General features: G+C 46.2%; 10 protein-coding genes. 1 reads left to right on the top strand and 9 read right to left on the bottom strand.

Annotated elements, in window-relative coordinates:
- Positions 1-2,126 precede the first annotated feature (2,126 nt).
- Positions 2,127-2,393, top strand: coding sequence for a hypothetical protein (locus tag JWG39_RS17415; RefSeq protein WP_439099714.1), 267 nt, complete (start codon positions 2,127-2,129; stop codon positions 2,391-2,393).
- Positions 2,394-2,437: 44 nt separating this feature from the next.
- Here the strand turns inward: JWG39_RS17415 and JWG39_RS11445 are convergent, their stop codons facing one another.
- The 9 genes from JWG39_RS11445 to cmr1 form a co-directional block, all read right to left on the bottom strand.
- Complete coding sequence (locus JWG39_RS11445) at positions 2,438-2,677, bottom strand: CRISPR-associated protein Csx3 (protein ID WP_205219541.1); 240 nt, start codon at positions 2,675-2,677, stop codon at positions 2,438-2,440.
- Positions 2,674-3,618: a hypothetical protein gene (locus JWG39_RS11440; RefSeq protein ID WP_205219540.1), complete on the bottom strand. Its 945-nt coding sequence runs from the start codon at positions 3,616-3,618 to the stop codon at positions 2,674-2,676. Before JWG39_RS11440 ends, JWG39_RS11445 begins: the two co-directional genes overlap by 4 nt.
- Before the next feature lie 128 nt (positions 3,619-3,746).
- Positions 3,747-3,893: a hypothetical protein gene (locus tag JWG39_RS11435; protein ID WP_205219539.1), complete on the bottom strand. Its 147-nt coding sequence runs from the start codon at positions 3,891-3,893 to the stop codon at positions 3,747-3,749.
- 268 nt (positions 3,894-4,161) lie between these two features.
- Positions 4,162-5,394 (bottom strand): type III-B CRISPR module RAMP protein Cmr6, encoded by a 1,233-nt coding sequence (gene cmr6 / locus JWG39_RS11430; RefSeq protein ID WP_205219538.1) that lies wholly within the window; start codon positions 5,392-5,394, stop codon positions 4,162-4,164.
- A 167-nt stretch (positions 5,395-5,561) separates the two neighbouring features.
- The gene (gene cmr5, locus JWG39_RS11425) at positions 5,562-5,945 is read right to left on the bottom strand and encodes a type III-B CRISPR module-associated protein Cmr5 (protein ID WP_205219537.1); all 384 of its coding nucleotides are present in this window, start codon (positions 5,943-5,945) and stop codon (positions 5,562-5,564) included.
- On the bottom strand, positions 5,942-6,850 hold the full coding sequence (gene cmr4, locus JWG39_RS11420) for a type III-B CRISPR module RAMP protein Cmr4 (RefSeq protein WP_205219536.1): 909 nt from the start codon (positions 6,848-6,850) through the stop codon (positions 5,942-5,944). Before cmr4 ends, cmr5 begins: the two co-directional genes overlap by 4 nt.
- Before the next feature lie 3 nt (positions 6,851-6,853).
- Positions 6,854-8,044 carry a type III-B CRISPR module-associated Cmr3 family protein gene (locus tag JWG39_RS11415; protein WP_205219535.1) on the bottom strand — a complete coding sequence of 397 codons (1,191 nt, stop codon included), beginning with the start codon at positions 8,042-8,044 and terminating at the stop codon, positions 6,854-6,856.
- Entirely contained in the window at positions 8,044-9,852 is a 1,809-nt protein-coding gene (cas10, locus tag JWG39_RS11410) for a type III-B CRISPR-associated protein Cas10/Cmr2 (protein ID WP_205219534.1), read from the bottom strand. Before cas10 ends, JWG39_RS11415 begins: the two co-directional genes overlap by 1 nt.
- Entirely contained in the window at positions 9,849-11,117 is a 1,269-nt protein-coding gene (gene cmr1, locus JWG39_RS11405) for a type III-B CRISPR module RAMP protein Cmr1 (protein ID WP_205219533.1), read from the bottom strand. The genes cas10 and cmr1 overlap by 4 nt, the downstream gene beginning before the upstream one ends.
- Positions 11,118-11,166: the final 49 nt, after the last annotated feature.

Below are 11,166 nucleotides of genomic sequence, written 5' to 3'. Positions count from 1 at the left end.
TAGGTCTTTCTGGTCTTCTCGTTGTAGGCCGTAATCCGTTCATAGACATAAATATCGCCATTGGGACGCTTTTCACGCCGTTCGCCGACGTGAGTTTTTCCTGTTAATGGTTTAGACATGAGTATATTCCCCTTTAAAGTGTACGTATAAATATAATACATACACACAATAGTGCAAGGGGAAAAATACGTATTCTTAGCTAAATAGATCTCGTGAAGTTGCGTTTTCGACTTAAAGTGTACGCTTTATACTGTTTTCAGGTTTTAAAACAAAAAGCGGTAAGACATTTTTTTACCGCGAAGAACGCGAAGGAAGGCAGGAGAAAGGCAAAAGACGCGAAAGATTTTTTATATAAAATGCCTTTTTTCACATGTTTAGAGCAGTTTTTCGTTGGCAAAAAATCTTTTCGCTGTTCCGTCTTTCACAAGAGTACCGCGAAACAGTCTCATCCCACAACGGATGTTATCGAGTTTTGTTGCTCTGCTTTTTCCTGCCTCCTGTCTCCTTTCTCCTGTCTCCCTTTTTGTCTTTTTCGTAAGCAGGCCACTCGCCGATACGTTCCTTTCTTGAATGAAAATGAACACAAGGGTCTCAACCCCGTTTACAAACCGGGACCTTCCACGACTCTGACTATCCAGATTAAGAAAGAATCAGAGATGGTGTCGTCTTAACCCCGTTTACAAACCGGGACCTTCCACGACTGTACCTCTTTTTTCCCCATTGAAAACAACAGGTTACAATAGTATTTCCGGCGGCCAGGCCAACAGCCACGAAGTCACACCGAAATCCACCCTCCTTTTTGCCATTTTTCTCAATGATTTCAACGCCCGGCGACATATTCTTTGCTTTTCACCTCTATCACGCTGATATCATTAGGTTTTCCTTGTTTCCGGCAGTTTGTCATCTTTTTTTTTAACGATTACCGGACCTCTTGAAATTATTACATATTTTCGATTTTAACTGTTGGGACCTCTTTTAGAAAATCTCTTATCCGCCTGCGTTTTTCCTCAAGGGAATGGCCATCCCACTCTTTTTCGTAAGCAGGCCACTCGCCGATAAGTTCCTTTCTCGGAAGATGGTAACCTGATCACGACTTCGAAGCAGCTGCCGGATGAAATCGTCTTTGAGTCTTACCCCGTTTACAAACCGGGACCTTCCACGACGCTGATATTAGCAGTTGGGATGTTAGTAGTTTGACTGTCTTAACCCCGTTTACAAACCGGGACCCTTCACGACGCCAGTATGGTAGCCATAATGGTTTATGTGATGTGGTGCACGTCTTAACCCCGTTTACAAACCGGGACCCTTCACGACAGTACCTCTTTTTTCCCCATTGAAAACAACAGGTTACAACAGTGTTTCCGGCGACCAGACCAACAACCACGAAGCCACACCGAAATCCACCCTCCTTTTTGCCATTTTTCTCAATGATTTCAACGCCCGGCGGCATATTCTTTGCTTTTCACCCCTATCATACTGATATCATTAGATTTTCCTTTTTTTCGGAAATTTTTCATCTTTTTTTTTAACGATTACCGGACCCCTTGAAATTATTACATATTTTCGATTTCAACTGTTGGGACCTCTTTTAAAAAATCTCTTATCCGCCTGCGTTTTTCCTCAAGGGAATGGCCATCCCACTCTTTTTCGTAGGCAGGCCACTCGCCGATACGTTCCTTTCTCAACCTCATCTTTACTCAGGGCCAGCTTGGAAAAGAGGTTTCGTTCAAAATCCCCCAACGTCACCCCATCAGTCTCTGCACAGCCCTGATTTGACTTCACCTTGTGACCAGGCTTGAAGGTGATTTCAACGCCCGGCGGTATATTCTTTGCTTTAAAACAAAAAGCGGTAAGACATTTTTTTTACCGCGAAGAACGCGAAGGAAGGCAGGAGAAAGGCAAAAGACGCGAAACAGTCTCATCCCACAACGGATGTTATCGAGTTTTGTTGCTCTGCTTTTTCCTGCCTCCTTTCTCCTTTCTCCTGTCTCCCTTTTTGTCTTTTTCGTAAACAGGCCACTCGCCGATACGTTCCTTTCTTGAATGAAAATGACCACAAGGGTCTTAACCCCGTTTACAAACCGGGACCCTCCACGACAAACTTATTTTAGAAGCAATTTGAAGATTTGAAGGATAATGTCTTAACCCCGTTTACAAACCGGGACCTTCCACGACTCAAGGAAAATCAAAGTTCTCTAAGTACCATAGAGAGTCTTAACCCCGTTTACAAACCGGGACCCTTCACGACTGTACCTCTTTTTTCCCCATTGAAAACAACAGGTTACAACAGTGTTTCCGGCGACCAGACCAACAGCCACGAAGTCACACCGAAATCCACCCTCCTTTTTGCCATTTTTCTCAATGATTTCAACGCCCGGCGGCATATTCTTTGATTTTCATCTCTATCAGGCTGATATCATTAGATTTTCCTTTTTTTCTAAAAGGGATCATGATTAAATATCTCTATATCCACCACCGGAGATCGATACAACAAGCGTTTCGCTTTGCCATGCAATGCGTGGGCAATGGCCAGGTACATCCATATCGGGGCAGCCCCGGTGAGAATCACTTCTTTACCCTCGCCTGCCATTTTGACGGCCTCTTTTTTATACGTCTCAAGGTGGTCTATTTTTGCCTGGTTGTCATAAAGTTTAGATAAATCGATTTCTCTCGTCATCCGGTAACCCCCTGAATGGAAACAGTTCCATAGTCGACATCGTAACCAACAACATTCATATTGGTTGTACTGACATATTGTGCTTTAATGGGCCTGTTAAAAGTAATTGTGGCAGCTACAACACTTGTTACTTTATTACCGCCTGTAAAATCAATCATCATGTCTTTTTCCTTAACATTATCCTTTTTCATAAGGTCAATACATGCTCTCATTCCTGCAGATAATTCGTCAAATCCCTCGAAATTAAAACCACCCAGATGATTATCCACGCTATATTTGTCACGACAGACAATACCTTCTTTTGTCCCGAGAATATAAATTTCCACATTTTCTAATTCTTTGTAGAGCTTAAGGATTTTCACAAATGCACTCATTTGTTTGAGCGATTCATGGGAGCATACGATAGTAACACTTTTCAGTCCAGGTAAATGATGTTTGAGACCTATCAAAGGCATTTGCCAAGACCAGGGTTTGGTTTGTTGCTTGTGTTTTTCTATGCGCTTTAAATCTTCTGTCAACATGTCCCCGGATAGAGAAAGACCAGCGGGAATAAAACTCTCCTTTTTTTCATTCTCAGGGGACATGTAAATATTTGATAAAAAGAGTATCAGATTTTTTCTTTTTTCTGGATTTTTTTCGGTAAAAAGAAATTTCGTCTGCGGATAGAAAATATACCTTCGCATCCAATACAGGTACCCAAAGGTAATAAAGAAAATTCCTATGTAGACGCAATATAGTATAACGGCATTGTGACTGATGTGACTGCTGAGGGGAGTGGATAAAATCCAACATTCTATCAATGCACGCGTGCTATCAGAAGCCATGGGAGCGAATAGTGCTGACAGACCCAAAACCAACCAACAGGACTTTTCAAACAAAAAATTTTTCCATGTTTTCCATATTTTTAGTTTGTTGCCGTTTTTTGCTGACTCTGTCTGCATAGCATTTTACCCCTCAGTATCAATTAAAGTTTGGTTAATTCAGCAGATGTTTCTTCTGTTTTTTATTTTGCTTCACCAGGAGTGATATCTTTTCATCCAATTCAGCCAACAGGAGTTCCTTTTCCTCATCATCCAGCGGCAAACCATTGATATAGTCTCGCAAATCGGCAGGAGAAGGCCATTGCCAGCCAGGCGTAACCAAAGTCTACCAGATCATAGACATCCCCACCCATAGATTGCTGAAGATCATTCCAACCGTAGGCGATTCTTTGCAAGTATCCTGACACATAGGGAGGGCGGCTAAGCTCCTGTCAAATATCGCAGAGCCAAACAGATCCTGGATGGCCTTGGACGATTTATCTGGATGTTGCCAATTTCCAGTCTGTCACGAAGTGCCCCCTCAACCAGACCTTTCCTCTACTTTAAAATTAATTCATCCCCATATTGCACATAATTACAAAGTTTTTTCACCCTTCCCTCGATTGTGTCAAACTCTAGTAATGCTAATTTCAAACCTTCGAGAAAGGCAGGATTCCTGTTATTTCATTTCTTGTTCACTTCCAGATTCAATTCATCCATTCCCATCTCCCAATATTCAAGCATCTCCTTTTCACTTTTCCCATCTGCTTCAAGGGACTTGATAGCCTCAGCAAAATCTGCCAATGGTGGGTATGCCTGGTTATACTCCAGTAAAAAATTGCAGATCTCATCTGTAGATCTTCCGGTAAGATAATCGACAGCTGCAGGTGCATACTTCCAGAGCCACATTTCACGATCTTTTCTCTGCTGTTCCCCGGCAAGAGGTTCACACAGAGCAAAAATTTGTTGCACAAGAGGATCTCTGGTATCCACCTCTGTCCGTAATCTTTTTTTTAACTGCTTGTAGATTGTTGAGACATCTTGCCAGCTGGAAACGGATGCCTCCTCTAATCTTCCGAGAAAAGCCTTGACCGGGCAATAACGATGAAACAGCTCATCCAGTCTTTTCTCATAAGGCAGCTCCTGCGCCTTTTCTGTAAAAGCATCCTGCTGATCACTCGGGAAGCCATTTTTTTCTTCGAGAAAAGCTTTCAATTCATCTGCCTTCATTGCCTTAATGCGTACTGCAACTTCATGAGAAGTATATTTATACTTAAAACGACCATAACCAACTCTGGTTTTTGCGCCAAAACCACACTCCGCGCCAAGTTTCACCAGCATTTTTTTCGCCAGTTCCCGCCATCCTTTTTCCCCTCGAATTGAGAAGAAAAAACACTCTTCCGGAGCAACAACAATAAATCCGTTTGGTATTGGCGATTCGATTCCATCAGGCCAGGCACCGTCCTCGCCTCGATAATAGGGGCCATTATGAACCGTGATAATATCCCGTTTGAAAGGACTGGTCGTTTTCGGAACCCACCAGGCATCCAGAAAATCCAGAAAACCACCGTTGGCCCGCCCCTCTTCATCACCTCCACCAAACATGACACGAGAGTTTTTTCCCGCGACCCCATCTGCGGCAAGGGCGCTTTTTTGCCAATCAGTATCGCCATTGCGGTGGGCAAAGGAAGAGAGAGCTCCCTTCACTGCACTTCCCGGAATCAGAGGCGTCCCCCAGGGATATTGCAGGGTGATACCAAACTCGTGAATATTCTGATCGCCCATTCCCACGACCAGGGGGCTGGTCAACCGCAGTTCAAAACAGACGACTGCAGGATTGTCCTCCAGCTCCTTTCTTCGCAGTGCAAAGCTGTGTTTATATAACGAAAAGGTGTTCTTGCTGAGCCCTTTTTCCAAAGAGGTAAGTACCGCCTCCTTACAAGCAGTTTCTCTCTTTTCTCCCGTTTCTCTCCTTTCATCAATTCCAAAACAGAGCTTATTAAAAAGCAGAGAGAGATTTTCCGTCGATTGACTCGATGTGTTCGCACCTGGAAAACATTGTACGGCCTTACGTACTGAAGAGATCACGGCTGGCCCCCTTTCTCTTTTGATATAAGGGTGTCGGCAAACCTTTTATGCCAGTTCAGCAAGTGGAGAGTCTCCCGGGTAAGCACCATGTATTGCGGGAGAGAAGCTTCCTGAACCTGCTTATACAGGAGATCATCACCCTGCCCTTTGAGAATGGAGAGCTTTTGCAATTCATCCTGCAGATGCCTCAGCAGTATGGCGTGCTGCTTTTCTTTTGTTTTGGATTTAAAAAAGGCAAGAGTTTGTATCAGACCGGAGTTCCGGACCAGGCTCCCGGCCTTTTTGGAGAGGGATTTATATTTATCCGCCCATTCCCCCTCTGCCGCTTCCCGCACATTGGGCAGCACAACTTCCGAGTAGCGCTGGCTTTTACTTTTCATTCTGCCCTCCTCTGAGAAAAGATCATGGAAACCAGACCTCTGCCTGTGGTCGCATTGCCCCCTACCTGCAAGGAGAGTGGTGTGGAGCAAACCAGGTCGAGCAAGGCCCCGGCAGAGAGATTGTGATGCTTTTCGCCCCTGCCATTTTCACCGTAAACAGCTCCGAGAAAAAGCGTCTCGGCAGGAACATACTCCTCATACCAGAGGGCCCCATCCTCCACGACTCCATTTTCACCGATTTTATTATGTGCAGAAACCGGCAGGCTCGTTTCACACAAAAAATTAAGGACATCATTATCGACAACCACAAATCCTTCATGGAAAAAGCTCTGTCCTTCTGCATCATTCGGGCAGAGTTCTTCTGCGAGGAGAGCTGCCCACTCGTCCGCATTTTTCTGAAATTCTGTATCAACTAACAGGTCAAGTTCTTCCAACAGAAGCTGTTTTCCCCCAGCCCGCCGAAGCCTTGAATCCTTTGGCACCGCCGAATGGTACTCAGTTGTGTCCTGAGGATGAGCAAAGCGGGGAATTTCAGGAAGGTTTTCATACCCTCCCCGTGTCATTTCCTCCTTGAGAAGTCGTAAAGTCTGCGGGGAAGCGGCATGTGCATAGGTACCGAAATAGGATCGTACCGGGAGACAGATCAGCTGGCAGTCAGTAAAAGAGAGGGCCGAAGCAAAATCACTTTTTCCCTTTTGCATTCCGCCAAAGGCTGCAGCAAATTTTTCCTGCTCTTCAGTCTCCTCAAAATAATCTCGCAGCACACCCTTTATAGATGTTCCAGGAACAAGCGGATGGCCGGTAAGGCTGTGCTTCGCCACTGGCAGATCGATATCAGAAAGCCCCTGCCCAACGCCACAATGGAGACCTGACCGGGTTTGCATAAAATAGAGCTGCATCTTCATGATTTATTCTCCTTCTATAGATTGTTTGCCAATACAGATACAGCCGTACCCATCTGCAGTTTCCGTCATTGCAATATTTTTCCCCCACAACTTTGCGGCCAGTTCGGGTGCCTGCTGCGGATCTTTTAACTCGATGAGATAAACACTTCCTGCCGGAACCAGCCTGGCTGTGGCCTTCGGTCCGCGAGTCTCCATGTCCCAACCACTGACCGCCTGCCAGCGGGGAAGAGAAGCAGAAACCAGGCGTAAATCGATATCACTGCCTGGGAGTGTCTTCCATGCAATTTCCCGCCCGCCATCATCGGGATGAAGCCAGGAAGGTGCCCAGGAAGCAAAATTTCCCGCAGTAACAAGAATCAATCGAAGATAACGAGAAGGCGTAATAAAGGACGGGCATGGGGGCAAAAGCTCCGCAACGCTCTCAATATGGGCAATCTTACGGTCACCACCGAGAAAATAAGAACCTTGCGGGCTGTCATCTTCCTCCATTCCAGTGAGCTCCACACCTATGCCATAACGCCCAGGCAGCTGGTCTTTCCCGGATTTCACCCCCAGACGGATACCTCGTGAGGAAAAGAGCTGTCCTTCAAGCACTGTCCCGGTATCATTATTAACTGCAGTGTGGAGACGAAACTCCTCCACAGGCCAATCAGTACCCAACTCTTTGTCTGTAAGTGACTGTGAAAAAGAACCTTCCTCCAACCATCGTTTAAAAGGCCCCCAATACCAGAGGTCCGGGGCCTCTTTCGCCGGTTTTTCCCTCACTGTGGAAATTGGCAGGAGCCAATTACTCCAAGGTAGATTCACCCCTTCTCCATTACGAGGGGATTCATAATGCAGGGGATGAAGAGAGAATGATTTATGTTCACTCTGTTCCTTCGCCTCTGTGATAATCACATCAGCCGGTGCCGGGAAAAGAGGCTTCCAGACCTCCGCTCTTTCTGACTGCCACATTGGAATCATTCGCAGCATTCCTATCTTTTTTATCTGCTCAATATTCTGTTTTCTCTTTTCTCCTGTAAAAAAATTCATGTCGCGGGAAAGCCCGATACGACTGCGAAACATGCCCAGAACAGTGCCGGGATGCGGCCAGCGCAGCAATCCTCCATGCACCTGGGCATCGTTGCCAAATGGACGGCCGTCACGAAAGACCAGTGCTTCTTCAGAGTGTACGATATAGATATTATTCTTCATCAGGATTCTCCTTTCTCAATTCCACACAACTCTGCCCCTGCCAGTTGATGCGCGACGACCAGTTCACTGGCGAGATGATAGAGGCTTGTATGACCAGACAGCAACTCTGCGGCACCCTGCGCCGTCAAGGAACTGGACTCAAAATCTTTATGGCAAATAAGGCGAATTGCCTCGAGGGCCGCAGGTGAATCAGGATAACAATTGTCCGCTTCACCGCACTTCCATCTCAGTTCATCACCACATTCTGCCACCAGGGCCCTGAGTTGATATGCAAGTCGAGAACTGAGGGCCCCGTTCCGATAACGCTGCACCCACTCATTCATCCTTGTCACGAATGGTTTAAGAGTGTTTTCCACCCGCCAGAGGCCACACAGTTGAATATCAGAACCATTCCGTTTTGACTGGATGATTGCCAGCCTGTTTCTTCCCTGCTGCTTTGCCAGGGTCTCTGCCTGTCGAGCAAGCAAAAAGGATTGATCCATGGGGTTTTTGACATGAACTATTGCCACCCCCAATGAAAAGGTAGGCGGACTTTTAATTTCTGTTCCGGCACAGGCAGCTTTCATCACCTTATGGAAAGACCTGTTAATTTCTTCCGCACAGGAAAGCATTGTATGGAGAGGTGTGTATCCCATCACATCATCTCCCCCGCTGTAGACCACCTTGCCGGAAAACTGTGCAAAAACGTTTCTAACCTCCCCGGCAAAACGATCAAGTTCTACAGAAAATTGCCGATGGTGGTTCACCTCTTTCATTTTACTCAAAGTCTGCCCCATATTGTCGCCATCCCCAACCAGCAGGCATACATAGGGCCCAGGCTCTCCAGCTTTCCGGTGCAACTGCTGTATATCCCTCTTCAGCCTCTCCCAGACCACCCCCTCCACGTTATCTCTGTGCTGCCCAGACTCCTCAGCGAAGGAGAGAGGGAGCAGTAATTCTGTCGGGAAGTTCTCAGAAAGGGGCAGTTTTTGTTTCTTTTGGGGTGACTTCACAGGTGCTCCGCCAAAAGGATACAGCCTCTCTGCCGAAGGGAGAGAAGAGATAATCGCAGCTGTGGAGGGATCTGAAACAGCCAGTTCTGCCAGTCTGTCCAGCAGCGGTTCCACCGCCAGCTGAGCAAAATTATCGAAATGGGGGGAATCTTCTCTTACGGGGCCGAACCGCTTGATCAATCCCATGGCATCAAGATGTTCCCCCTTTTTAAACAGATAAGATTGGGATTGATCTCCTCTGAGTACCGATTCTCTGATTCCATCCAGGCTGGATTTGGGTATTCCCGCACCATTCCAGGGTGCTGCTGAAAATTCACGCAAGGCCTTCCTTCCGGCAAGTAACCGCTCACAACGTTCCAGCGAGTCTGAATAATTATCTTTCAGGGGAGTCCAGGCAGCAAAAAACTCCCCGAAATCATCAAGCTGTTTTTCGAAAAGCTCTCTGTTGATATTCTGCTGATCCTTCCTGGGAATGGCATTTAGCGCACTCCGTGCCATGCTCTTCCAGCAGTCATCAAAGGCTTTTCGTGCCTCTTCAACCAGAGACCGTATTTCACCCTCATTCACTTCCCCTGTTCTGGCAAGAATCTTATTGGCGGTATTGAGTTCGGATTTTGGTTCCAGCTTACCCTTGTCCTCAATTCCTGGAAAAATAAGATCACAACCTGCGTCGGAAAGGTATTTCGCCACGGCCTTGGAGAGTTCTGAAAGGAGCCAGGAGCCATACCAGAGGTCGCGAAGTTTACGGGCGGAGGCAATAAACTCCTGCACTGGACCAACGGAAATGGAGAGCAGATACTGTTGTTTTTCTCTCATGATTTGGCCTCCTTTACTCCGAGTGCCTTAAAGAGGGCATCATAGGGGTTTTCACCTCTTTCCCGCTCTTTTTTTGCACCCTTCTGCAACCTGTGATTGCACCAGTTTCTCGGGTGTGCATCCTGTGGAATTGCTGAATGTAAAGATTGATTCTGAAACAGTTCCAGATCTGGGATTGTACTGTTGAGCAACAGGCAGACGTTTATATAATTATCTCCACTCAATCTAATAATTTTGAGTATCACGGGAGATGGCCAGCGCGTGCGCGTTTTCCCGCCAACAGGACGCACCTCAAAAGTCCCCTCTGGATCCCCCTTGTTGTCCTTGAATTTATACAGAACAGGCAAACCATAAGCGGCTCGGGGGAAGTATGGCTTTTCAAAGTGAGGTAAATGCTTGTCATATTTCTTTGTAAGAAGTCGAATCCCATCAGCATCTGCCCAGCTCGTTCTGCCAAATTTTTTCTCTTTTGCATCATCCTGACGGAAATTCTTATACTTTTCCAAATACTCTTTCCATATTTTTACAGGATCACTGCCATAGCCAGGAGAGAAAGCAAAACGTCCCTGTGCCAGTAATGGCACGGGAGATTGACCGAAGGCAGGAGAGTTGACAGAAGAACATTTCTCAACAAATTGCCCTATTGCCTCTCCGTCTGAAAATTCTTTCATCACCTCTTCACAGTAAAGAGAACCACAGCCCCGTGTTGTCCGCGCGCCAATACCACCGAAGAGAAGCCACAGTTTCACGCTCATCTCAACCTCCTTTTGCATCTCCTGTGGACAACGGATTTCCAATGAGAAAGAGCAGGATGTAATCAAGGTAAAGGATGGAATCAAAGTAGAGGAGTTTTTATCTTTCTGTCCCTGCAGGGGAAAAAGGACATAACCTGGGAAGTTTTTATAGTCCATCATCCCTTTCTCATCCCTTTCCAGCCTCTTATTGACACTATCAACTTCGGTAATGTTCAAGATAACAGAAGAGGCCTTCCCCTCATTAGAATCCAGGGTAACTGCTCCTCCCCAGATGGCAGCTTCACGCTGCATCAATTCTTCCGGGCTGTTCACCTGCTGCATTGTCCGCCACCAGAAACGCAATTGTCCTTTGACGGAAGGAGTTCGAATTGGATTTGTTTCATCTGGACAAAAACTTTTGACGCCGCCACCCATGACAGGTGTGAGAAGCTGAATTCGATACGGCAGGACAGATTTTTTCTCTCCTGCAAAGGAATTCGGGGCAGGAATTGGAGGGTGTTTTCGTGACATTTTCATCTCCTTGTATGTAATAACTCACCATTCGCGTAAACTGAAAAAA

It is taken from the genome of Desulforhopalus vacuolatus (assembly GCF_016918505.1).
Taxonomy (GTDB): domain Bacteria; phylum Desulfobacterota; class Desulfobulbia; order Desulfobulbales; family Desulfocapsaceae; genus Desulforhopalus; species Desulforhopalus vacuolatus.
The sequence above is the reverse complement of the archived record's forward strand: the minus strand, read 5'-3'. Positions and strand labels throughout refer to the sequence as shown.